Source organism: Streptomyces sp. NPDC048751, assembly GCF_043198595.1.
GTDB lineage: Bacteria > Actinomycetota > Actinomycetes > Streptomycetales > Streptomycetaceae > Streptomyces.
This window is the reverse complement of the sequence record NZ_JBICUX010000037.1, coordinates 1-22,589: the sequence shown is the minus strand read 5'-3', so window position 1 is coordinate 22,589 and position 22,589 is coordinate 1. Positions and strand designations below refer to the sequence as shown.

The 22,589-nt window shown below is 71.0% G+C and carries 23 protein-coding genes and 1 pseudogene; 11 read left to right on the top strand and 13 right to left on the bottom strand.

Annotated elements, in window-relative coordinates; all coding sequences use genetic code 11:
* A partial coding sequence (locus ACGFNV_RS46545) for a hypothetical protein (protein ID WP_393631725.1) occupies window positions 1-225 on the bottom strand: 225 nt, incomplete at its 3' end.
* Window positions 226-317: 92 nt separating this feature from the next.
* On the opposite strand from ACGFNV_RS46545, the gene ACGFNV_RS46540 reads away from it, so the two are divergent.
* Together ACGFNV_RS46540 and ACGFNV_RS46535 are read left to right on the top strand one after the other, a co-directional pair.
* The gene (locus tag ACGFNV_RS46540) at window positions 318-476 is read left to right on the top strand and encodes a hypothetical protein (RefSeq protein WP_393631724.1); all 159 of its coding nucleotides are present in this window, start codon (window positions 318-320) and stop codon (window positions 474-476) included.
* A 56-nt stretch (window positions 477-532) separates the two neighbouring features.
* Window positions 533-661 (top strand): hypothetical protein, encoded by a 129-nt coding sequence (locus ACGFNV_RS46535; protein ID WP_393631723.1) that lies wholly within the window; start codon window positions 533-535, stop codon window positions 659-661.
* Here the strand turns inward: ACGFNV_RS46535 and ACGFNV_RS46530 are convergent.
* The 4 genes from ACGFNV_RS46530 to ACGFNV_RS46515 form a co-directional block, all read right to left on the bottom strand.
* Complete coding sequence (locus ACGFNV_RS46530) at window positions 652-2,085, bottom strand: arabinofuranosidase catalytic domain-containing protein (protein ID WP_393631721.1); 1,434 nt, start codon at window positions 2,083-2,085, stop codon at window positions 652-654. The genes ACGFNV_RS46535 and ACGFNV_RS46530 overlap by 10 nt on opposite strands.
* A gap of 582 nt (window positions 2,086-2,667) precedes the next feature.
* Window positions 2,668-2,865: a hypothetical protein gene (locus ACGFNV_RS46525; protein WP_393631719.1), complete on the bottom strand. Its 198-nt coding sequence runs from the start codon at window positions 2,863-2,865 to the stop codon at window positions 2,668-2,670.
* A 1,219-nt stretch (window positions 2,866-4,084) separates the two neighbouring features.
* On the bottom strand, window positions 4,085-4,900 hold the full coding sequence (locus tag ACGFNV_RS46520; RefSeq protein WP_393631717.1) for a nucleotidyltransferase domain-containing protein: 816 nt from the start codon (window positions 4,898-4,900) through the stop codon (window positions 4,085-4,087).
* 53 nt (window positions 4,901-4,953) lie between these two features.
* Window positions 4,954-5,196 (bottom strand): DUF5302 domain-containing protein, encoded by a 243-nt coding sequence (locus tag ACGFNV_RS46515; RefSeq protein WP_393631715.1) that lies wholly within the window; start codon window positions 5,194-5,196, stop codon window positions 4,954-4,956.
* 116 nt (window positions 5,197-5,312) lie between these two features.
* On the opposite strand from ACGFNV_RS46515, the gene ACGFNV_RS46510 reads away from it, so the two are divergent.
* Window positions 5,313-5,558, top strand: coding sequence for a hypothetical protein (locus tag ACGFNV_RS46510; RefSeq protein WP_393631714.1), 246 nt, complete (start codon window positions 5,313-5,315; stop codon window positions 5,556-5,558).
* A 45-nt stretch (window positions 5,559-5,603) separates the two neighbouring features.
* Here ACGFNV_RS46510 and ACGFNV_RS46505 read toward each other — a convergent pair whose 3' ends face one another.
* The 3 genes from ACGFNV_RS46505 to ACGFNV_RS46495 form a co-directional block, all read right to left on the bottom strand.
* The gene (locus tag ACGFNV_RS46505; protein ID WP_393631712.1) at window positions 5,604-6,056 is read right to left on the bottom strand and encodes a DUF1569 domain-containing protein; all 453 of its coding nucleotides are present in this window, start codon (window positions 6,054-6,056) and stop codon (window positions 5,604-5,606) included.
* Window positions 6,057-6,141: 85 nt separating this feature from the next.
* Window positions 6,142-7,284, bottom strand: a complete 1,143-nt coding sequence (locus ACGFNV_RS46500; RefSeq protein ID WP_393631711.1) for a non-reducing end alpha-L-arabinofuranosidase family hydrolase — start codon at window positions 7,282-7,284, stop codon at window positions 6,142-6,144.
* 188 nt (window positions 7,285-7,472) lie between these two features.
* On the bottom strand, window positions 7,473-8,528 hold the full coding sequence (locus ACGFNV_RS46495) for a LacI family DNA-binding transcriptional regulator (RefSeq protein ID WP_393631709.1): 1,056 nt from the start codon (window positions 8,526-8,528) through the stop codon (window positions 7,473-7,475).
* Between the two features lie 184 nt (window positions 8,529-8,712).
* Here ACGFNV_RS46495 and ACGFNV_RS46490 point away from each other — a divergent pair, with 184 nt between their 5' ends.
* Both ACGFNV_RS46490 and ACGFNV_RS46485 read left to right on the top strand, forming a co-directional pair.
* A complete protein-coding gene (locus ACGFNV_RS46490) occupies window positions 8,713-10,029 on the top strand; it encodes a ferric reductase-like transmembrane domain-containing protein (protein WP_393631707.1) in 1,317 nt (438 codons plus the stop codon).
* A gap of 279 nt (window positions 10,030-10,308) precedes the next feature.
* Entirely contained in the window at window positions 10,309-11,442 is a 1,134-nt protein-coding gene (locus ACGFNV_RS46485; protein WP_393631705.1) for a cellulose binding domain-containing protein, read from the top strand.
* A 112-nt stretch (window positions 11,443-11,554) separates the two neighbouring features.
* Here ACGFNV_RS46485 and ACGFNV_RS46480 read toward each other — a convergent pair whose 3' ends face one another.
* Both ACGFNV_RS46480 and ACGFNV_RS46475 read right to left on the bottom strand, forming a co-directional pair.
* A complete protein-coding gene (locus ACGFNV_RS46480; protein ID WP_393631703.1) occupies window positions 11,555-12,994 on the bottom strand; it encodes a glycoside hydrolase family 43 protein in 1,440 nt (479 codons plus the stop codon).
* 59 nt (window positions 12,995-13,053) lie between these two features.
* The gene (locus ACGFNV_RS46475) at window positions 13,054-14,640 is read right to left on the bottom strand and encodes a glycoside hydrolase family 27 protein (protein WP_393631728.1); all 1,587 of its coding nucleotides are present in this window, start codon (window positions 14,638-14,640) and stop codon (window positions 13,054-13,056) included.
* Window positions 14,641-15,357: 717 nt separating this feature from the next.
* On the opposite strand from ACGFNV_RS46475, the gene dhaK reads away from it, so the two are divergent.
* The 3 genes from dhaK to ACGFNV_RS46460 are packed head-to-tail and all read left to right on the top strand — an operon-like array spanning window position 15,358 to window position 17,401.
* A complete protein-coding gene (gene dhaK, locus ACGFNV_RS46470; protein ID WP_393631702.1) occupies window positions 15,358-16,350 on the top strand; it encodes a dihydroxyacetone kinase subunit DhaK in 993 nt (330 codons plus the stop codon).
* A gap of 45 nt (window positions 16,351-16,395) precedes the next feature.
* Window positions 16,396-16,995 carry a dihydroxyacetone kinase subunit DhaL gene (dhaL, locus tag ACGFNV_RS46465; protein ID WP_393631701.1) on the top strand — a complete coding sequence of 200 codons (600 nt, stop codon included), beginning with the start codon at window positions 16,396-16,398 and terminating at the stop codon, window positions 16,993-16,995.
* Complete coding sequence (locus ACGFNV_RS46460; protein WP_133931500.1) at window positions 16,988-17,401, top strand: PTS fructose transporter subunit IIA; 414 nt, start codon at window positions 16,988-16,990, stop codon at window positions 17,399-17,401. Before dhaL ends, ACGFNV_RS46460 begins: the two co-directional genes overlap by 8 nt.
* A 15-nt stretch (window positions 17,402-17,416) precedes the next feature.
* Here ACGFNV_RS46460 and ACGFNV_RS46455 read toward each other — a convergent pair whose 3' ends face one another.
* The gene (locus tag ACGFNV_RS46455) at window positions 17,417-18,055 is read right to left on the bottom strand and encodes a TetR/AcrR family transcriptional regulator (protein ID WP_393631700.1); all 639 of its coding nucleotides are present in this window, start codon (window positions 18,053-18,055) and stop codon (window positions 17,417-17,419) included.
* A gap of 112 nt (window positions 18,056-18,167) precedes the next feature.
* Between ACGFNV_RS46455 and ACGFNV_RS46450 the strand changes: the two are divergent.
* Window positions 18,168-18,928: pseudogene (locus ACGFNV_RS46450) on the top strand (SDR family NAD(P)-dependent oxidoreductase).
* Here the strand turns inward: ACGFNV_RS46450 and ACGFNV_RS46445 are convergent.
* Window positions 18,882-19,646: a glycoside hydrolase family 75 protein gene (locus ACGFNV_RS46445; RefSeq protein ID WP_393631727.1), complete on the bottom strand. Its 765-nt coding sequence runs from the start codon at window positions 19,644-19,646 to the stop codon at window positions 18,882-18,884. The pseudogene ACGFNV_RS46450 and the gene ACGFNV_RS46445 sit on opposite strands and share 47 nt — an antisense overlap.
* Window positions 19,647-20,027: 381 nt before the next feature.
* On the opposite strand from ACGFNV_RS46445, the gene ACGFNV_RS46440 reads away from it, so the two are divergent.
* Both ACGFNV_RS46440 and ACGFNV_RS46435 read left to right on the top strand, forming a co-directional pair.
* Entirely contained in the window at window positions 20,028-20,996 is a 969-nt protein-coding gene (locus ACGFNV_RS46440; RefSeq protein WP_393631698.1) for a fibronectin type III domain-containing protein, read from the top strand.
* Between the two features lie 187 nt (window positions 20,997-21,183).
* The gene (locus tag ACGFNV_RS46435; RefSeq protein WP_393631696.1) at window positions 21,184-21,717 is read left to right on the top strand and encodes a hypothetical protein; all 534 of its coding nucleotides are present in this window, start codon (window positions 21,184-21,186) and stop codon (window positions 21,715-21,717) included.
* Between the two features lie 31 nt (window positions 21,718-21,748).
* Here ACGFNV_RS46435 and ACGFNV_RS46430 read toward each other — a convergent pair whose 3' ends face one another.
* Entirely contained in the window at window positions 21,749-22,387 is a 639-nt protein-coding gene (locus ACGFNV_RS46430; protein ID WP_393631694.1) for a PadR family transcriptional regulator, read from the bottom strand.
* Window positions 22,388-22,589: the final 202 nt, after the last annotated feature.

The window sequence follows — 22,589 nt, the reverse complement described above, 5'->3', positions numbered from 1 at the left end:
GGGCTCGGGGTAGTCGATCAGGAGTCTGCTGTTGCCGCCCCCGCCGCTGATCGCGCCGACCCCGTCGAAGGTCCGGCCGCCCGAGGTGCCGTTGAGGGTGATGGAGGTGGCGGCCTGGGCCGGCCCGGCGGCCGTGCCCACGATGCCGCCGGCGGCCAGGACGAGGCCCGCGAGCACGACCGTCGAGGCGCGCAGGCGCCGTAACAGCCGTCCGAATGCTGACACTGTGGGTTCCTTTCGTAGATCGAGGTGTCCCGTGGCCGGTGGTGGCGGGTCCGGCCCTGGGACCTGGCGCCTGGTCCTGCCTGGGGTGGACGGTGACGTGCACGCTGTCGGCGTTCGCCGGCCAAGGCACGGACGGCAGCCCGTCGAAAGTCACGGACGCGGCGCCGGTGTACCCGTTCGAGTCGCCGATGACCGCCACCGCTCGCCTGGCGGAGGAGTCCTCGGAGGCCGAGACCGCCGTCGAGCCCTGATCCAGCCGCCGGAGAACCAACCGGCGCCGCGGAAGGCGTTGATCACCAGCGGCCGGATGAACTGGTCCGCCGGTCGGCTGCTGTCCTCGCTGCGCAAGGGCGGCGACGCGGACGGCGGCCGCAGTCGCCCGGCTCTCTCGGTGATCATGGGCACCCCCTTCACTGGTGAAGGGGCTCAGCGGTAGCCGGCCGCGGTGATGTTCGCCTGCACCGCGTTGTCGGTCGCGTCGGAGGGATAGCCGGCGACGATCGCTCCTTCGTAGAAGGTGCCGGCGCTGAGGTTGGCGCCGCCACCGGGCTTGCAGCAGTCCCCACCACTCCCCAGGACGATGGCGCCCTGCTTCTTCATCGGGCTGTATCCGCCGGGTAGCCCGCCGTCCCACAGGGTGATCAGGCCGCCGGACTGCGCGTTGCCGCCCTTGAGGGCGAACCTCGATGTCCCGTTGTTCTTCAGCATCGCGGTGACGAACTTGCTGGGAAAGGCCCGCTGGTTGCTGTTCCAGGACTGGCTGCCCCCGGAGTACAGGCCCCACTCGAGATCGGCCTGCACCCAGGGACCGCTGCCGGCGCAGCCGCCGAACCAGCACTGGGTGCCGAAATTGATCGCGTCCATCGCCCCGGCGGCGTCGGCCTTCCGGGTGGTCTCGCTGTTGCCGTAGTCGAAGCAGCAGCCGTTGTTCACGTGGGTGCCGCTGGTGACCATGTACGCACCTTCGGGTGCGGCACCGGTCGGCACGCCCGTCAGGTGACCGTCCCGCCAGTAGCTGTTGCCGGGATTGATGTACAGCGAGTACGCCTTGGTGCCCCCGGCGGTCAGCGACTCGGAGGTCGCCTTCGCGGGGCTGCTCTGACTCGATCCCGGTACCTGGGCCGATCCCTGGTACCACAGGTCGTTGCCGCGCCCGGACTGGTCGCGTACGACCGTGATCACGCAGGAGGTGCCCGCGCAGAACGAGTCCTGTGCCGCCGCGTCGGCGAAGCCGCCGGGCGCCAGCACGGCGATGTCCCTGGTGGCGTTGTCCGAGGAACGCCTGACCTGGTACAGGGCGCCACGGTACGAACCGTAGAGCGCCCGCACCGTGCTGTGCGCGGCCACGCACGGCGTACCACCGGCGGCGTAGATGTCGCACGGACCCGATCCGCTGGGTGTGGGCGGGGGCGGAGTTGTCGGGGGGCTCCACTTCTGGTTGCTCTGGCCGTTGCAGGTCCAGAGGATGATCGCAGTGCCGTTGGCGGTGGCGGCGCCGTTGACGTCCAGGCACAAGCCGGACCGGGTTCCGGTGACGGACCCGTCGGAGTTCTGCCGCCACACCTGGGTCGCCCGCCCGTCGCACGACCGGATGACCGCCGGGGCTCCCGGAGCCGTCCGGTCGTCGTAGGCGTCCACGCACCGGGTGCCGCCCATCGCCCTCAACTCACCCGCCGACGTGAACTCGAACGCCTGATTGACCTGGCCGTTGCAGTCCCAGATGTCCAAAGCCGTTCCCGGCGTGTCGACGTTGCCCTTGACATCCAGACACCGCCCCGACGCCGAGCTCACGAGGGGTGCTGCGGCTGCTGGTGCCGACCATGTCGGCGCGGTCTCCAGCAGCACGGTCAGCAGTGCCATCACGCATACGGCGACGGCCGCCGATAAGCGTGGTCCACGAGCGAGGCTTCGGGGCGGAGCGGATGAAGGCTGCATTCGTTCCTCGGATGTATGGGGGGAAAGGGGACAGGGAGTGCCGCTTCTGCTCGAAGGGATGCAGAAGTGGGCCGTCGACCGCTCCCGTCAGCGTGCCCGAGAGCACCCGCGGAGAACACTCAGACATCCCATGTCGCATAGTGATCCCACAGCCTTCTTGCGCTGTCAATACACGTGTCTCCGCGTTTCAGAGGGCTGATACATCCCATGTTTTTCCCTGGTCATCCGCCATGCGGGCATGCCGAGAACCGCGTCCGGCGACGGCCGCCGTGTCGCCGGGCGCGGGTGTTGGCGCCGATCACCTCACCTGCGGTCGGCGGCCATCAGTCCGGTGGCCGCCATGGCCAGGGTCTTGACGCACCGGGCCGGTTGTGTCGGGGGCGAGGGAGACCGGGTGGTCGGGACATCCAGCCGGGCTGCGGGCCGGGCGTCGGGCACCCGGACGCCTGTGTCCGGTGCGGCGGCCCGTGGCCGGGGCTGAGCCGACCACGGGTCGGAGCCGTCTGGTCAGTCGAGGCTCCCTTGCTGGTTGGCGCCGCCGCCGCACGGCCAGGTCACCACCTTGGTGACTGCGGACGTCTGGTGCACGGCTGCGGCACCCGCCCGTGCGAACGCCTTCGGCAGGGAGCCGGGCGCAAGCGTCGGCGCGGGGACGTGTGCCCGGTCCGACACGTTGTCCGGCCTGCCACGGCGCCGTACCGCCACGCGTAAAGGTTGCCCACCGCCGCGCCCGGACAGCAGGTGGCGTCTTGTCCGTATGGTGCCCATCTGATCTCCCTACCGTTCCGGCGCAGCCCGATCGGGTCGCCTTGGTGGCGCCGACCATCCGGAAGCGCTTGGAGGTGCCGTATGTGCAGGAGGTTGCAGAGAGGTTTCGGGGGGAGACGGTGCTCCCGCCTTGACGGGCTGTCAAGGGTGTGGAGGCTCCTGCTGCCCACCTTGTCGCGAATCGGTTCGACGGCTGATTCCTGCGGTTCGGGACCGGTCCGTACGCTCGAACGGTTTCGAGGTGGAGGCGTGCGGAGGGCGGCGTGGCCTCCCGCCGTGCGGGGCGCGGTGGGCCGCGCCGGTGTGTGCGGCGGCCGGGCCCGGCTCACCGGCTGGCTGCCTGTCGTACTGGTGAGCAGGGATGCAGCCGCCGCATCCATATGACCCGGGGCCGGTCAGCAAAGCACTGGCTGAGGCGGCGGCGCCTGGGTCCGCACACCGGCGCCGCCTTCGCCGCGCAGCACGCCATGAACCCCGAACTCCGCCAGTCGTACCGTCCCGTCGAAGCCCTTGCGCGGAACCGATTCGCTCCACGCTCCCCACGGGAGCCCCGGGACGCGTGACGGTTCCCGGCGAGCCGACGCCGTTCACCGCGACTCATGACACTGCGGCATCCTTCGCCGGCCCGGGCCCGTCAGGGCACGCAGTCGGCTCTGCCGGGCACCAGGGCGCTCGCCCAGCACCCTTCGTGACGAGTCTCCCGGGAGCGGCCGCAACGCCGTACGCGTGGCCCAGCGCCGCGGACCGAGCACCCCTTCGCCCCACAGCTGTGCCCGGATCGGCAGGCGGTGACCGACGCGGGCGTGCTCGGTCCGCCGGCCCTCGGCAAGACACTGCGACAGCGCACCGTCGGCATCACGTTCGTCCGGAACGACGTCGACGCGCCGCGCGCAGGGCACGGGTCGTGCGTCTGTACGACGAGCCGCGCATCGCCGTGCGCTCCGAGCGCTGCGATCTGGCCCGCCCAAGGGCTGGACGGACGTGCATGTACGGGCCGCCGGTCGTCCACACCGTCAGCGGTACCACGGGCCCGTGGTCGTGGCCCCGACGCCCAGCGGACGCTGATCCGCCGGTTCCTGGGCGCCGCCGTCCGGCCGCCGCCTGGAGTGATCGCAGCGGCCACGGCGAGCGGAACCTATGCCTATGACGACGCTGGTCAGCCGACGAGCTCACTGCCTGTCTCGGCGACCAGCCGGTCAGCGTCATCAAGCGCGGCAGCCAGCGTCTCCGGGGCAGTGCCGAGCGCGGAGAACAACGTGTGGGCCCGCCCGGCGAAGTCCGCGGGGGCACTGGGGAGTTTCCCCGCGGCCTGCACCGCACCCTTTTCGTTGACTACCCAGCATCTGGCATGAGCGTGGAGCGCGTGCACGAGAAGCCCGACCGCGCGGAAGAGGCAACCGGCGACATAAAAGGCGTCACCGCGGGCCGCTCCCTTGCGAGCGCAGGCCAGGATGAACGGTGCCTCCCATCGCGCGTTGTCGATGAGCGCTTCGCGCAGAGGCTCCGGATAGCGACGCGTCCGCTCCTGAAGGGTGCGAAGCTCGCTACCGAGGTCGGCGAGGACGCGCCCAAGGGCCACCTCACCGGCGTAGGAGTGGGAGTACACCCCCAGGGGGTGGCCGGGCTGGGCGCCGATTTCGAACTGCCCGGCCCGGCACTGTTCCCAGACACGGTGCACCCGGTCCATGTCGCGGTAGATCCAGTCGACGTGAAGGCCGTCGACGGTCAACCAGCCGCCACCGTCAACCCACGGTCCCCAGCCGCCCGGCTCGGTGACCTCTACCGGCCCGCCGGTCAGCTCGGTCGCCAGCAGGCGCAGAGCTGGGGTATCCAGCGGGGGCCGGTAGTACAGGCCCAGGTCGTAGTCGGAATCGGGGCGGTGCACACCCCTCGCCCGGCTGCCTCCCAGACATACGCCGACGATGCCGGTGACCTCTGCCAGCCGGTTCGCGATCTCCGTCAAGCGATCCACGGGCCACAGTCTTCAGGGGCAGATCACCGGTCGCGACCGAATTACCGATCGACTCAGCCGCCGCTCTTACGCCTGAACGACCGCTGGCTCGCAGCGGGGCCGTGCGCCGCACGCACCTTAGACGCGTCGGGGTTGGCGGCAGGATCGGCGGCGTCCGCCTGCGCACCGCGTTTGCGCGCCAGGGCTTCGCGGAACTTGCGCTTGAGGTCGTAGTTGCCGTCGCTGTCCGGCGCCAAGGGAGACCTCTCCGGGGCAGCCGGCTCCGAACCTTCCGTGGATTCGGGCTCTGCGGTCACGGTGGCCTCCTGTATTCGGGGGGTGGGCAACCACAGCTTGCCATGCCGGGGGCCGTGCGGGGCGCCGACGACATGATCCGCCTCCCCTGTCCGTGGCGGTCCAGCGGTCCGAGTCCGTGGCGAGGCCCGCAACCTCGGTGTGGCGCATCGCCCTGCCCCCCGCTCCCCAGGTCCCGTCCGGCTTCGACTTCCAGTGCCGTCCACGAGCTGCCGCCGCTGTGCTGCTCGGCCCGCCGGGCGAAGTCGGCGAGCCTGTCCTCGATGCGGGGCGCGTCGCCGATCTCGGCGGCGATCTGCGCCACGTGGTGCAGGGCGATGCGGTCCGGGACGGCCAGGCAGAGCTGGTTCCGAGGTGGTGGTGAAGCCGCCGCGAGTCGTCTCGGGCGGGTCCGCGGCCCGGCGCGGTGTCAGCCGCCGGCCAGTCCGGGGAGGTGTTCGGCGAGATGCATGGCGTGGAGCCGCGCGAACTCATCGTGCGAACAGCGTCCGTAGGCGGGGTGGGGGGCGTGCTCTGTGGTGTGGCCGGTGAACAGGGCCACAGCGTCCGCGAGGCCGGCCGCGGCCTCGGTCACCGGCAGAGCCGGGTCCAACGGTGGCGCTCCGTCGATCTCCGCACCGAGCGGGTGCTTCATCGCTCCGCGGCGCAGGAAGACCCGTTTGGCCAGGGCGCCTGCCGTCGCCCGGAACAGGGCGGGCCTGAGCGCGGGATATCCGGTCACGGAGTAGCGGACGGTCTGGGCGCAGTGCTGCAGCGTCTGGGACAGGTTCCAGCTACTGCCCGGCGCCAGAAGCTCGCGCTCGGGGCGGCCGAGGTCCTGGTGGAGCCGCTCAACGAGCTGGACGAGGTCGGGTGATGACACGCCGCGATCCTACTCACGAGGAGAAGAGGACCCCCAGCCGGTGCACGGCTGGGGTTCCTCGATGCGCTGAGCGTCGGCCGGCGGGTCAGCGCTGCAGGGTGAGGACGCCCGGCCGCCAGGGCAGCGAGTTGTAGGGGCCGGTCGCGGAGGGCGACTTGCCCTGGTACAGGAACTGCAGGTTGCACGGGTCGATGGTCATGGTCTGGTCGGGGTTGTTGCGGACCAGGTCACCGTGGCTGATGTCGTTGGTCCAGCCGGCACCGCTGTTGGCCCTGCCCGCGAAGGGGTTGTTCTCGCTGGCGGCCTGCGGGGTCCACGGCCCGTTCAGGCTGGAGGCCGTGAACGAGCGGAAGAAGCGCTGCTCCGTCGCACCCCGCGCCTCGACGATCATGAGGTACTGGTTCTGCCCCTGGACCTTGTACACCTGCGGCGCCTCGAACAGGTTCTTCACCGTGTCGCTCATGACCGTCGTGTACGACGAGCCGAAGTTGCCCGGGAAGTTCCCGATCGGCATGCTCGCCCGGTAGATCTTGCCGTTGTCGCCGGCGAAGAACAGGTACATGTTCTGGCCGTCGGCGATCAGGGTCTGGTCGATCGGGCCGGTGCCCGAGCCGGAGATGCTGCCGGTGAACAGCGGCTGCGGCGCGGACCAGCCGTTGGGGTTGGTGGGGTCGCTCGACGTGCGGTAGATGAAGGGCCACGCGCCCCACTGGTACGCCAGCACCCAGATGTTCTTCGGCGCGAAGTAGAACAGGGTGGGCGCCACCGCGGACTGGTTCATCCCGGCCTGTCCGGCCGACGCCATGTCCGACCAGTTCGTGAAGGGACTGAACCTCATCGAGCCGTACGACGATCCGGACACGTTCGACGCGTAGACGAGGTGCTTGCCCTGGTACACCACGTTGGTGAAGTCCTTCAGCGCGACCCACCCGTTCGCCGGCTGCGCCAGCGCACCCGTCGACGTCCACCGGTATGTCGACGGAAGAGAGCAGGCATTGGGGGCCGCCTGAGCCGGGTTGGCGACGAGCGACGCCGCCAGAGAGCCGAGGGCGGCGACCGAGGCGGCGAGCACCGCGGACAGACGTTTGCGGCTGAACTTTCGCATGGGGACCTCTTGCTTCGTCAGTGAGCGGTTCCGGCCTGCCCCGTCAGGGGCTGCCCGGACTGTCGATGTGCTGCGGTCGCCGTCCCGCAGCGCGGAGTGGCCCCGCCGAGCTGATGGGTCCATGACATACGCGTGAGCGGCATGCTCCTTGCGTCTCGGCGGCCGTTCGGTGGGCGTGGCCCGGAGGTGCGCGTGCGAGATGTCGAACAAGCGGCGAAGTGTCGAGCACCAGGATGATGGGACGGCCCGGGAAAGGCGTCAATACCTCTCGCAAGATTCGCTGCCGATGTCGAAACATTTCGCGGGCCGCGCTACGGTGACGGTGTCGTCCTTCGCCGCACCGGGGCCCGTGTCGACCTGCGAGGGATCAGGGCAGGCTGCACCAGGCGACGGCGGTCCGTTCCGTGGCGGGTGTTGATGAGGGCGATCAGGAGGTCGACCGCCTCGTCGCCCACCCGGTCGGGACGGAGGCTGACCGTGGTGACGGGTGGGGTCGTCGCCGCGTAATCCGGATCCTCACTGATGCACGCCACCAGCAGATCCCGCGGCACCCGGAGCCCGTGGTGCCGGGCGGTGGCGAGGATGTTGTGACCGGAGTCGGAGTAGACGCCGACGACGGCGTCGGGGCGTGGATCGCGGGCGAGCAGACGGCCGACCGCGTCCCGCTCGGCCGTGAAGTAATCGGGCAGCGTGGCGAACTCCTCCACCAGGGCGGGCACATCGCGGTCGCCGCACCAGGACGCGTACGCCCGTCCGATCAGGCGCGGGTACTCGTCGTCGTGAAGGGGCAGGGTGAGCCCGATCCGGCGGGCGCCGGACTCCTCGAGGTGGTCGAGCAGGAGCCGCAGACCCGCTTCGTGGTCGGCGTCGACCCACGCGTCGTACCAGCGCGGCTGGGGCGGCCGGCCTTCGCAGACCATCGGGATGCCACGCTCCAGGAGGAGAGACCGCACGGGGTCGTCGGCGCGCGGCCCGACGTGGATGACGCCGTCCATCGGCGTGTTGAGCCACATCCACGGTGACAGGGAACTCGGCATCACCATGAGCAGGTAACCGCGCTCGTGCGCCGCCGCCATGGCGCTCAACGCCAGCTGTGCGTAGTAGGGGATCTCGGTGTACGGGACGGGAAGGTCGCCGTATGTCGTCATGGTCAGGCCGAGCACCCCGGAACCGCCGTGGGCCAGTGCCCGGGCCGCGCCCGCCGGGGCGTAACCGAGTTCGCGTGCCGCGGCGAGCACACGCCGCCTGGTCGACTCGGACAGCCGTCCCGTGCCGTTGAGCGCGTTCGACACGGTGGCCGCGGACACCCCGGCCCGTGCGGCCACGGCGTCGAGCGTGGGACGCCGCCAGACAGGCGAGCTCTTCATGTGTCCCCCCACAGCCCTTGTTCCCCAACAGCCCTGTGACGGCTTGTGGTTAAGGCCTTAATCACTCAGCGTACCGGCGACAGCGGACGTTTCCGGCCACGACCTGCGTGTCCGTCCGGGCGTCCGGCGGGTTCACGAGAGCACATGAACAAGAGGGGAAGCGGTGGAGGCGACGATTTCACGGGTGCGGCAAGGCACCATACCTCCGGTCGTCGCGGCGCGGTGGGCGCTGTGGACGTTCGTCATCGTCAACCTGGTGATCGTCGAGGTCTTGTTCCTCAAAGCCGGGACCGGCAAGAACGGGGTGCTCACGGTCGCCAAGTTCTTCGGCCTGCACGCCGCCGTGCTGATGCTGTTCCAGCTGCTGCTGGTGGCCCGACTGCCCTGGCTCGACCGCCGCATCGGCATGGACCGGTTGACGGTGTGGCACCGGTGGCTCGGCTTCACCCTGCTGTGGACCGTCCTCGCCCACGCCCTGCTGGTGGTGCTGGGCTACGCGAGGCTCGACGGCGCGTCGGCGACGAAGACGTTCGGGGCGCTGGCCGGAGTGCCGGCCTCCCTGCTCGGCATGTGTGCCGCTGCGATCGTCGTCGCGGTCGCAGCGGTTTCCGCCCGGTATGCCAGACGGCGCCTGAGGTACGAGACCTGGCACGGTCTGCACCTGCTGCTGTACGTGGCGTTGGGGCTGTCCTTCGTCCACCAGCTGCTGGAGACCACGACCTTCAGCTCTTCCGCGCCCGCGAAGATCTACTGGTGGGCCCTGTGGCTGGCCGCCTTCGGCGCCCTGGTCACGGGCCGGATCGTCATGCCGCTGTGGCGCAACGCTTATCACCGGTTCCGGGTCACGGCGGTGGTGCCGGAATCGGACAACGTGGTGACGGTGCACGTCACCGGCCGTCATCTCGACAGGCTGCCGGCGCGTGCGGGCCAGTTCTGCATCTGGCGGTTCCCCGGCCACCACCCCTGGTGGTCGGCGAATCCGTTCTCGCTGTCGGCAGCACCCGACGGCCGGACGTTGCGTCTCACGGCCAAGGCGGTCGGCGACGCCAGCGCCGGCCTGCGGCACCTCCCGATCGGGAGCCGCGCCTTCGTCGAGGGGCCGTACGGCGCGTTCACCTCGTTGCAGCGGACACGGCCCGGCGTGGTGCTGATCGCCGGAGGAGTGGGGATCACGCCGGTTCGAGCCCTGCTGGAAGAGGAAACGGCCGGTGACGTCGTCGTGCTCTACCGGGTGCGCAGCGAGAACGAGGCCGTGCTGGTCGACGAGGTACGAGCCCTGGTCGCGTCCCGCGGCGGGCGCCTGCACCTGCTCACCGGCCGCACCGGTGAGGGACGGTCACCGTTCGAGCCGGAGAGTCTCCGCGCCCTCGTTCCCGACATCGTCGAACGCGACGTGTACGTCTGCGGCCCGCCCAGGATGACCTCGGCCGTGCTCAGCGCTCTGCGCACGCTGAAGGTGCCCCACCGGCACGTGCACGCCGAGCGATTCGGTCTGGCCTGACCCGCGCGGGCCGACGGATCGAGTGATGCCGGTGTCCTGATCGTCGTCAACGCGATGCGAAGCCGCCCCGGGGCGAGGGCCGGGGCGGCTGACGTGCGTGAGGGCATCAGCCGACGGCGGACTTCGCCACCGGGTGGCACATACATCCCATGTAACGAGGGTCGCAGCTCTGTTGTCAGGGTCATGACTAAGCCTTAGAGTCCCGGGCAGAACCCAAACATGGGAGCGCTCCCAACCAAACTCCGTCCCTGGCCCGTCCCTCCGGAAAAGAGGCCCCGCATGCGACCGTTACCGCGCCTCCCCCACCCCCTGCGCGGCGCGTTGGGCGCGCTGGTCACCGCGCTCGCCGTCATCGCCGCGCTCTTCGCCGCCACGCCGGCGGCCCAGGCCGACACCACTGTCTGCGAGGAGTTCGGCTCGACCGTCGTCCAGGGGCGCTACGTCGTCCAGAACAACCGCTGGAACACGAGCGCGACACAGTGCGTCACCACCACCGACACCGGCTTCCGGGTCAGCCGGGCCGACGGTTCCGTGCCCACGAACGGCGCACCGAAGTCGTACCCTTCCGTCTTCAACGGCTGCCACTACACCAACTGCTCGCCGGGGACCAGGCTCCCCGCGCAGCTCGCCGGCATCTCGAGCGCGCCGAGCAGCATCTCCTACGGCTACGTCGGTGATGCCGTGTACAACGCCTCGTACGACATCTGGCTGGACCCGACGCCCCGCACCGACGGTGTGAACCAGACCGAGATCATGATCTGGCTCAACAAGGTGGGCCCGATCCAGCCGATCGGCTCCCAGGTCGGCACGGCCACGGTGGGCGGACGCTCCTGGCAGGTCTGGTCGGGCAGCAACGGCACCAACCGTGTGCTGTCCTTCGTCGCCCCCTCGGCGATCGGCAGCTGGAGCTTCGACGTGATGGACTTCGTCCGGCAGGCCGTAGCCCGCGGGCTGGCGCAGAACAGCTGGTACCTGACCAGTGTCCAGGCCGGTTTCGAGCCCTGGCAGAACGGCGCGGGGCTGAGCGTGAACTCGTTCTCGTCGACCGTCAACACGAGTGGTGGACCGGGTGGCCCTGGTGGACCGGGCGGTTCCCAGGCTTGCAGCGTGTCGTACGCCACGAACGTGTGGCAGGGGGGCTTCACCGCGAACGTCACCGTCGCCAACACCGGTTCGGCACCCGTCGACGGCTGGCGCCTCGCCTTCACCCTGCCCTCCGGGCAGCAGATCACCAGCGCCTGGAACGCCTCCGTCCTCCCCTCCTCGGGAGCCGTCACGGCGAGCGGCCTGGCGCACAACGCGAGCATCGCCCCCGGTGCCAGCCAGACCTTCGGCTTCCAGGGCAGCTACAGCGGCACCTTCGCCGCGCCGGCCGCCTTCAGCCTGAACGGCACGGCCTGCAGCAAGGCGTGACCTGACCGGCGCCGGGCGCGCGCGTGCCGCCCGGCGCCGGAAGCCGCCGTGTGTGCCGCTTCGGCTCATAAGAGGATGTTGTCCTTGTCGTCGTGCAACTGCCCTTCTGTGCTTACCGCGGAGCCTTCGCGATGGTGCTGGAGGTGCCGGGGGTGAACTGCCACCAGTTCATGTTGAGCAGGTAGCCGCTGCCGCCGGTGAACCGCAGGTAGAGGTCCTGGGTTCCCGCCGCGCCGGCGACCGGGCAGGTCACCGTCGTCCAGCTCTGCCAGCCCCCGGTGTTCGGCACACCGCACCGGCCCACGACCGTGCCGCTCGGCGAACCCAGGCGCAGTTCGACGCTGCCGCCGCCGCTGCCCGAGGCCACGCGTGCGGTGAAGGCGGACGCGCCCGGCCCGAAGGCCACGCCCTTGACCTTGATGTAGTCGCCGTTGTCGATCCAGCCGACGTTCATTCCGCCTTCGCCGGCCGGTTCGGTCTCGATCCCGGATCCCCAGGCGAGCGTCTCGGCCTCCTGGCGTACGTACGGGTTGAGCGTGCCGGCCTGCGGGGTGCCGCCGTTCGTCATGTTGATCACCGGGATCGTGCCGTCGGCGTTGTAGGAGAACTTCTCCACCGCCACCGAGCGGGTGAAACCACCGCCGCCCGGGAGTGCGCCGTTGTGGTAGAAGAAGTACGAACTGCCCTTGAAGTCCACGATCCCGGGGTGGTTGGTGAAGCTGCTGCCCTGTGTGGGCATGACCGTCCCGCGGTAGGTCCAGGGCCCGGTCGGGCCGGGCGCCGTGGAGTAGGCGATGAACTCGGAGCAGCACTTGGCCGCGAACACCATGTAGTACAGGCCGTTCCGCTTGTAGACCCAGGGTCCCTCCTCGTACAGCGTGGGACGGTTGGGGTCACCGGTGCGGGTGCCGAACCCCGCGGTGGTGAGCGGGATCCTGGTGGGGCTGCCCGAGTAGGAGGTCATGTCGGCGTTCAGCCTGACGTACGTCAGATTCGGGTTGCCCCAGTACAGGTAGGCCTGGCCGTCGTCGTCGATGAAGACGGTCGGGTCGATCTCCCCGTTCTCCACCAGCGGACGGCCGAGGGCGTCGCGGAACGGGCCGGTGGGGCTGTCCGACACCGCCACGCCGATGGCCATCCGGCCGGTGGCCCGGTTCTTCACGGGCACGTACCAGTAGAACCGGCCGTTGCGCTCCACGGCCTGTCCCGCCCACGCGTCGGCGGACGCCCAGCTGAAGGTCGCCAGGCTGAGCGGTGAACCGTGGTCGGTCCAGTTGACCATGTCGGCGGAGGACCACACCCGCCAGTCCTTCATGGTGAAGTAGGTGGAGCCGTCCTCGTCGTGCCCGGTGTAGAGGTAGACCCGTCCGTTGTGGACCAGCGGGGCCGGATCAGCGGTGTAGATGTGCTGGACGATGGGGTTGTCGGCCCGGGCGACGGTGGGACCGACCGCGGCGGGAACGACGGCGAACGCCAGCAGCAGGCCCAGGGTCCAGACGACTGCCCGGGTGAGCCTGGTGCCGGTGGTGGGTGAGGGCCGAGCCGGGATCATCGTGGCCTCCGGGGAGCGCCTTACGGGCGGATGAGCCGTTGACGGGTGCGCTGCATCCCTCATGTGCGGGTCCACTTCTGGGTGGCCTGGCCGTTGCAGTTCCACAGGACCAGCCGCGTTCCGTTGGCGGTGCCGGCCCGGTCGGCCTCGAGGCACAGCCCGGCGTGGGCGTTGCGGATCGTCCCGTCGGAGCCGACGGTCCACTTCTGGTTGTCCTGGCCGTTGCAGGGCCAGGTGATGACCTGGGTGCCGTCGGTGGTTCCCTGGTTGTAGGCGTCCAGGCACTTGTCGCCGAAGACGCGGATCTCGCCGCCGGCCCACGTGGTCCACAGCTGGTTGGCGGCCGTGTGGCAGTCCCAGAGCACCACCGCGGCTCCGGCCGCGGTGGAGGCGTTGTCCACGTCCAGGCAGCGACCGGACGCGGTGCCGCGCAGCCGCGAGGTGGTGGCGGGCACCGGGCTGCCGCCGGCCACCCGGAACACCGCCACACCGTGCGCGGGGACGCTCGCCGAGATCTGCCCGGACGTGCTCGACGTGCCGCCGGTCCACAGGTCCGTGAGGGTGAACGACCCGCCCGACAGGCCGACTTGCGCGGCCGTGGTGGTGACCGTCGCGGTGCCGCCGCCCCGGTTGAACAGGCCCACCGCGACCGAGCCGTCGGACAGGGGCTTGGCGAACACCTCCGTGCTGCCGTCGTCGCGCACCCTGCGTCCGCCGGCGCCCAGCGGATCCTGGTTCACCGCCAGCAGGCGCGAGTTGCGCAGGATCGCGCTCACGTCGGCGGACATGGTGCGGATGTCGTTGCCGGCCATGAGCGGGGCGCCCAGCAGCGACCACAGGGCGAAGTGCGAGCGGGACTCCGTCAGTGACAGGCCGGGACGCCCGACGACCAGCATGTCGGGGTCGTTCCAGTGTCCCGGGCCCGACTGGGCCGCCAGCGGCGCGGTGATGTCCAGGACGTTGCCGACGCCCATCGGATAGCTGTTGGTGTTGCCGTTCTGCCAGATGTCGAGCAGGTCCTCGGTCGTCCGCCACAGGTCGGCGACCTCGCCCCAGTTGTACGTGGCGCCGGTGATGGCGTGGAAGCTGTTGGGGTTGATGCTGTAGACGATCGGCCGCCCGGTGGCGCGCAGGGCGTCCCGCATGAGGGTGAACCGCGCGACCTGTTCGTCGCGGGTGCCGCTGGAGGAGCACCAGTCGTACTTGAGGTAGTCCACACCCCACGAGGCGAACGTGGTGGCGTCCTGGACCTCGTGCCCCCTGCTGCCCGTCGATCCCGGATAGGCGCCGCTCGTCTGTGCGCAGGTGCGGTCGCCCGGTACCTGGTAGATGCCGAACTTCAGGCCCTTGCCGTGGATGTAGTCCCCCAGCGCCTTCATCCCGCTCGGGAACTTGGTCGGGTTGGCCCGCAGGTTGCCCGCCGCGTCGCGCTGCGGGTCGAACCAGCAGTCGTCGACCACGACGTACCGGTAACCGGCGTCCCGCATGCCCGAGGACACCATCGCGTCGGCGGCCTGGCGGACCTGGGCCTCGGTGATCCCGCATCCGAAGCTGTTCCAGCTGTTCCAGCCCAGCGGCGGGGTGAGCGCCGGGCTGCCGGGCGCGGCGGCGGAGTGAGCGGAGGCCGTCATGGACGCGGTGACCATGAGTGCGGCGGCCGCGAGGAGCTGAAGCAGTCGTCGTCCGCCTGATCGTCTGGGTATGCGCACCGGGGGCTCCTTCCCGGGAGGGAGTGATGTCAAGTTCATGACATCCAAAGGGTTCCGTGCTCGCACTTTCGAGATGTCATTCGGAAAGTCAGGCGACACGGATACTAGACAGGCGGCCCGACATGTCAACATCCCCTGACGTCCGGACTGCAATTAGTACCCCTGGGACTACCGGGAGCACTCTGCTGATCTGCGATATCCAGTCCACGGACGGCGACACTGCGGCCATGGTTGAGGCTCGAATGTTTCGACAGAACAGACGAATCATGCGCCCGGACATGCCTCACCAGTGCCAGTGGCGGCCGAGGGGGTCCGGCGATGACCTGAAGCGGTTCGCTCCCCTGGCCGTCGGGCAGCTCAGCCTCCACATGACGCAGCCGGCAGTGCCACCCCAAGCGCTGTGCACAACTCGGAGTGGCCGCGCACATGACCTTCGCTCTCGCAAGGTCGATACTGACGACAGGGGCATTGACAGCCTGCCCTCGCCCGTCGTCGACACAGACATGACGAACCGTTATCAAGGTCAGCAGTAAGTCAGCACCGGTACCGCCACAAGCCGCTGCGCACCGTCAGGATCGCCAACTGAACCAACCCGCCCTGACCAGCGAAAACGCAGGTCAGAGGCCCCTCTGCTAAGCCCCTTAGGAGGTACAGATGAGGATGCTCATCAACGTCGCGGAGACCGTGGTCACGGACGCGCTGCGGGGTATGGCCGCGGCCCATCCCGAGCTGACCGTCGACGTGGAGAACCGGGTGGTCGTACGGCGGGACGCGCCCGTCGCGGGGAAGGTGGCGCTGGTCTCCGGCGGTGGGTCGGGGCATGAGCCGCTGCACGGGGGTTTCGTGGGTCCCGGCATGTTGTCGGCGGCCTGTCCGGGTGAGGTGTTCACGTCGCCCGTGCCCGACCAGATGCTGCGCGCGGCGGCCGCCGTGGACAGCGGAGCCGGTGTGCTGTTCATCGTGAAGAACTACACGGGCGACGTGCTCAACTTCGACATGGCGGCCGAACTCGCCGAGGACGAGGGCATCCAGGTCGCGAAGGTCCTCGTCAACGACGATGTCGCGGTCACCGACAGCCTCTACACCGCGGGTCGGCGCGGTACCGGTGCGACGCTGTTCGTGGAGAAGATCGCGGGCGCCGCCGCCGACGAGGGGCAGCCGCTGGACCGCGTGCAGTCCATCGCCCGGCAGGTCAACGAGAACTCCCGCACCTTCGGTGTCGCACTGAGTGCCTGCACGACTCCGGCCAAGGGCAGCCCCACCTTCGACCTGCCGCCGGGAGAGCTGGAGCTCGGCATCGGTATCCACGGCGAGCCCGGCCGGGAGCGGCGTCCGATGATGACCTCCGGCGAGATCGCCGACTTCGCCGTCCACGCGATCCTGGAGGATCTCACCCCGCGCAACCCGGTCCTCGTACTGGTCAACGGTATGGGCGCCACGCCGCTGCTGGAGCTGTACGGCTTCAACGCCGAGGTGCAGCGTGTGCTCGCCGAACGCGGGGTCGCCGTCGCCCACACGTTGGTCGGCAACTACGTGACCTCCCTCGACATGGCCGGCGCCTCGGTCACCCTGTGCCAGATCGACGAGGAGCTGCTGCGGCTCTGGAACGCGCCGGTCAGTACACCGGGCCTGCGCTGGGGTATGTGACCCGGCGGACACCGACGCTAGACGACCTACACGCAAGGAGATCCAGTGCTCGACGCCGAGTTCTTCCGCCGTTGGATGACGGCGACCGCCGCGTCCGTCAACCGCGAGGCGGAACGGCTCACCGCCCTCGACTCCCCCATCGGCGACGCCGACCACGGCACCAACCTCCAGCGCGGCTTCACCGCCGTCACCGCCGCCCTGGAGAAGGAGCCGCCCGCGACTCCCGGTGCCGTGCTGACCCTCGCGGGGCGGCAGCTCATCTCGACCGTCGGCGGGGCGTCCGGCCCGCTGTACGGCACCCTGCTGCGCCGTACCGGCAAGGCGCTCGGGGACGCTTCGGAGGTCGGTGAGGAACAGCTCGCCGAGGCGCTGCGCGCGGGAGTGGACGCCGTGATGGCGCTGGGTGGTGCCGCGCCCGGCGACAAGACCATGATCGACGCGCTGGTGCCGGCCGTCGACGCCCTCGGCGGCGGCTTCGCCGCGGCCCGGGCAGCCGCCGAGGAAGGTGCTGTCGCCACGACGCCGCTGCAGGCCCGCAAGGGCCGGGCGAGCTACCTCGGGGAGCGCAGCATCGGACACCAGGACCCGGGGGCCACCTCGGCGGCCCTGCTGGTCGCGGCGCTGCTGGAGGCGAACGGTGAGTGAGGCAGCCGGGCAGGTCGGGATCGTACTCGTGTCGCACAGCGCCGAGGTGGCCACGTCGGTGGCCGAGCTGGCGCGCGGGCTCGCGGGCGGGGGCACGGCGGTGCCCGTCGCCCCGGCGGGCGGCACCGAGGGCGGCGGGCTCGGCACCAGCGCCGAGCTGATCGCCGCCGCGGCGGCGTCGGTGGACCGCGGCGCCGGTGTCGCCGTTCTCACCGACCTCGGCAGCGCGGTCCTCACCGTGAAGGCCCTGCTCGCCGAGGGCGACGAGTTGCCCGGCAACACCCGCCTGGTGGACGCTCCCTTCGTCGAGGGCGCGGTCGCCGCGGTCGTCACAGCGGCGGCCGGCGCCGACCTGGACGCGGTGGAGGCGGCGGCCGCGGAGGCCTACAGCTACCGAAAGGCGTGAGGAGCGCGGGTCCCGCTACGCCACCCCTTCCGCCGCCACAGCCACCGCCGCCCGCATCGTCGCCGCCAGTTCCGCCTCCGCCGTCGCGGGGGCGGGCGTGGTGTCGGTGATGTGCCAGGCGTGGTGCTCGACGGCCGCGCGCAGGGCCGCGTTCAGCACCGCTGCCTGGATGGCCGGGCGCAGGTCGTCCGCGGGCAGCCCGGCCCGGGCGGCGAGGGCGCGGGCGAACGCCGGTTCGGCCTCGTCGTAGGACTGGAGCCAGACCGCCCGCAGTGCCGGCTCGGTGCGGGTCAGCCGTACGAGCGCCAGGACCGGGGCGTGTCCCGGGCCGGGCAGCCGGCGCAGCTGGGTGCTGAGGGCCCGTTCGAAGGCCTCGTCGAGGGGCTGGCCCGGGGCCCAGTCGCGCAGGCAGGCGGCGATGACGTCGATCCCGGCGGTGAACAGGGGGCTGACGCAGCTCTCCTTGCTGGGGAAGTACCGCCACAGGGTCCGCGCCGACACCCCGACCGCCTGGCCGATCTGCTCACCGGTGGTCGCCGCGACGCCCTGGCGCACGAACAGTTCCACCGCCGCGCGGGCGATCTCCAGCCGGATCTCGGCCTTGCGCGCCTCGGTCAGGGGCGGTCGCCCGGTGCGCCCGCTCGCTTGGGTCATCTCTGCTCCCGAAATCTGCCAGCGCAGATTTATGTCACTCAGGGACATTAAGTCGTACGGTAGGGCTCCCCGGGCTCGCCACCCGCAAACCGTCGACCCCAAGGAGCACCTCATGGCCACTGGACTGTACGACCGCAGCGTCATCGTCACCGGAGCGGGAGCGGGCATCGGGCGCGCCGCCGCGCTGGCCTTCGCCGCGGAGGGCGCCCGGGTGCTGGTGGCCGACCTCGACGCCGAGCGCGCGGCGGCGGTCGTCGAGGAGATCGAGCAGGCGGGCGGCAAGGCCGTGGCCGTCACCGGTGACCTGAGCGAGCAGGCCGTGGTCGACGAGGTGACCGCCACCGCCGTGGAGCGCTTCGGCGGGGTGGGCGTCCTGGTGAACAACGCCGGGATCATGGACCGTATGTCGGCGCTGGCGGATGTCAGCGACGACGAGTGGGAGCGCGTGATACGGGTCAACCTGACCGCGCCGTTCCTGCTGACCCGCGCGGTGCTGCCGCACATGCTGGCGGCCGGCCGGGGCGCGATCGTCAGTACGGCGTCCGAGGCCGGCCTGCGGGGCAGCGCGGCGGGGGCGGCGTACACGGCGTCGAAGCACGGGGTGGTGGGGCTCACCAAGTCCCTCGGGTGATGTACCGCGGCAAGGGCATCCGTGCGAACGCCATCGCCCCGGGCGGCACGAACACGTCGATCGTCGTGGACGTGGAGAGCTCCGCCCACGGTCCGGCGGCGCTCGGACCGCATTTCGTCAATCTCGGCCGGCTGGCGGAGCCAGAGGAGCAGGCGGCCGCCATCCTGTTTCTCGCCTCGGACGCAGCGAGCAACATCAACGGGGTGATCCTGCCCGTGGACGACGGCTGGTCAGCGGTCTGACGGTTCGCCGGCTCCGTTCGGCGGCCGGGGTGCCCTCGACGAACTGCCGTGCCAGCCGCTCCCCCGCCTCCACGGCGGCGGCGTGGTTCTCGATCGGGGTCACCTTCGAGTTCTTGAAGACGATGTAGGTGACCCCCGAGGCCGCCCCGCCTCCGCGCGGGTTCGTGCGGAGGCCGAGCCCTTTGGCGGTGGCGTACGACGCCTCCCCGATGACGCCGGCCGGCCCGACGTCGCCGACCACCGCGTACTGCACCCGGCCGCCGTGGACGACGGCCGCGACGGATCCGCCGCGCACGCCGTCCTCGCGATGGTCCCAGCGCCGGCTCGGGGCGGGTACGACGATGTACGGCAGGGTCTCGGCGCTCAACGGGCGTCCGTCGGACTGCGGGTAGGCGGTGGCGCCCGAGAACGACGGGTCGGCGCCGCTGTTGCAGTGCGGGCCGGGCCGGCCGTCGCAGTCGATGTCCAGGTCGGCCTTCCAGAAGACGGCGCCGTCGGTACCGCAGACCGGGATGTCGGCGGGTGCGCCGGTGTCGCTGCGGTAGCGGCCGTGGGAGACGGGAGCGCAGTCGCGCACCCTGGCCAGCAGGTCGGCGGCGGGCACGGTGCCTTCGTGGCGTGCCACCGGCGCTCGGGGGACATGAGGTGCGGTGGGCTGTCCGGCCTGGACCAGCAGGGCGAGGCCGGCTGCGGCCAGCGTCAGCGAGGGGACGGGCACGGTCAAGGGCCCTCTCGTGGGGGGACGGTGACGGACACTCGGCCCAATGTGGCGCCGGTCCGCCCGGGCGGCCACTTCTCGGGGGCCGTACGTGCACGGCTTCTGACGGCCCGACAGGGGGCGGGGGCCCGAGCCTGTCGCGGCTCCGGCCTCCCGGCCGCCCACGCCGGCGCGGGATCAGCGACGACAGCGGTCCGCGCCACCGACACGAACTCACCATCCCTCGAGACGAGTTCGGCCGTGAGGAGCTTCAGCATACGTAACTCCCTCGAGCGCTCGGCACCTGCGCCCCGGTGGCGCCCACCTCTTGATGCGATCGCCACACCGGGTTCATATTGGTCCGGACCAGTGCCATACCGTACCGCGCCGGGAGGCCGAGTCGTGCGACGCGTGCTGCTGTGCGGGGTCCTGCTCGTCGCGTCCTGCGGGTGGGCGGGGGCCGACGACGGGGCACAAGAGCGGCTGCCGGGGGCTCCGACGGGAGTCACCGCCGAGGCGGGCAGCGCGACCAGCGTGCACGTCATGTGGAACACGGTGGCCTCCGACCCGGCCGTCGCCGGTTACGAGGTGTATCGCGGCCGCACGAAGGTCCGGGACGTGCCCGCCTCCGCGCACATGGTGGATGTCACGGGGCTCAGGCCGTCCACGGCGTACGTGTTCACCGTGCGGGCCCGCGACGCCGAGGGCCGCCTCGGCCCGGGCAGCCGAGAGGTCCGCACCACGACCCCGGCGACGGTCGCCGCGGACCGCTCGCCACCGACCCGCCCGGGCCGCACCACCGGCCGCGCCGTCGGGAGCCGGGCGGTCCAGCTGTCATGGGCCCGGTCCGCGGACGACCGCGCGGTGCTGTCGTACGACGTCTACCAGGGCTCCGTGAAGATCCACAGCGTCGGCGGAGGGCAGACGGCCACCGTGGTCACGGGCCTGCGGCCAGGCACCCGGTACGCGTTCACCGTTCGGGCCCGGGACGCGGCCGACAACGTCTCGCCCGCCGGTGCCACCGTCCGCCTGACCACCGCGCCGGGCACGGACGACGGCCGCGACACCGCGCCCGGGGACTTCCGCGCGAGCACCCACCGGGCCGACGGCGCGTACCACCTCGACCTGTCCTGGGTCCCGCCCCGCGTGGACGGCGTGGTCACGGAGTACGGCATCGAGCTCGACGGACGACCGGCCACCTCGCTGGTGTGGGGCGGTACGGCGCCGCGCGGGCGGGCGTCCTACAGCTTCTACGTGGGTCGGGATCCCGGGGTCGACCACCGCGTGCGGGTCAGGGCGAGGCTCCCCGACGGCACCTGGGGCGCCTTCTCCACCGAACGGACCGTCACGACGGGCCCTGCCGGCCGGTGACGCGCCACCAGGCATCGGCCGTCCGAAGGAACAGGGGTCGATCCGGGGGAATCCGTCACCTGCCTGGCCTCCCTCCGGGTGCGGGGCGGGCCGGGGCCGCGTTGGCTGCCCCTGAGGCAGCACGGGCGTTCCCGACCTCCGGCGGCGCAAGGGATGTTCCGCCAACCGTGCCGCCGGAGGACACTCCATGCGCACTACTCACCCTTTCCGGCGCGTCGGCCTGACCGTCGCAGCCGCCGCGGTGCCGCTCGCCCTGTCCGCCGGGCCGGCCGCCGCCCAGTCCGGAATCTCCGTGAGCACGACCGGGTCCACGGTCTCCGTGGTGACCGGCGCGTGCACCCAAATCAATGGCAGCTGGGGCACCGCGTCCCTCCTCACCGGTTCGCAGGCGAACTTCGCCCAGGGGCGCCAGGTGGCCCTGTCCGGCACGACCATCAGCCAGTCCGCCGCGTGGTCGAACGTCACCCCCGCCACGTACACCGTGATCGTGGTCTGCTCCAACGGAAACACCGCGGGCACCCAGTCCGTCGTCGTCGCCGCGCCGTCCCGCCCGACGATCTCCGCGACGGCGTCACCCTCGCGCGGCGTCATGGGCGGTCTCGGCGGGGCCAGCAAGGACTACGGCACCCTCACCCTGACGGTCGGCGGGGTCCTGGTCGGCACGGGAGTCGCCGCGACGGCGTGGTTCCTGCGGCGCCGGTCGAAGCCGTATCGCCTCTAGTCGTTCGGCTCGGGCGGGGGGGGGCGGCGGGTCAGGCGGTCCCGTCCGCCCTGCCCGTCCCGCCCGTCCCACCCGCCCTGTCCGCTCTGCCCGTCCTGTCCGTTTCCCCGTTCTCCTCCGTGGGCGATTCGGTGGTGGGCAGATCGGTGAGCTCCTCCAGTGCTTGGCTGAGCCACCGCTCCCAGAACGTCTCCAGCTCGATGCCCGCGCGCAGGACGAGGTGCTGGAGCCGGGTCTGCGGCTCGTCCTCGTCGAGTGGGAAGTCGCGCTTCTCGATCTCCTCGTACTCCGCCAACTGCAGCCGGTGCAGCTCTAGGTGGCGGCGCAGATCGGACTCCAGGCCCGCGGTGCCGACGACGGCGGCGGCGCGCAGCCGCAGCAGCAGCGGATCGCGGTGCGGTTTGGGGTCCTGCGACTCGGCGGTCCAGCGGGCCAGTTCGGCGCGGCCCTCGGGCAGGACCTCGTAGCTCTTCTTCTGCCCGCGGGCCGGCTGCTCGGAGGGCAGGGCGCGGATGTATCCCTCGGCCTCCAGTTTCCCCAGCTCGCGATAGATCTGCTGGTGCGTCGCCGACCAGAAGTAGCCGATCGACTTGTCGAACCTGCGGGTCAGCTCAAGCCCCGAGGACGGCCTTTCCAGCAGGGCGGTGAGGATCGCGTGCGGGAGTGACATGGAGTCATCCTAGGGAGATCGCGCCCGGTCCCGGGCTGGTCTAGGGCCTGTCGTTTGGATCAGGCCGGCTGTAAGACCCGGTGCCTTGCATCCGACCCGAGCGGGGGCTGGTGCGTGCAGCTGCAAGGCGGAGGAGGGCGTCAACGCGATGGGGGTCCCTCCCGCGCGAGCGAAGCCGAGCGTGGGGGAGTTGGCAACCGAC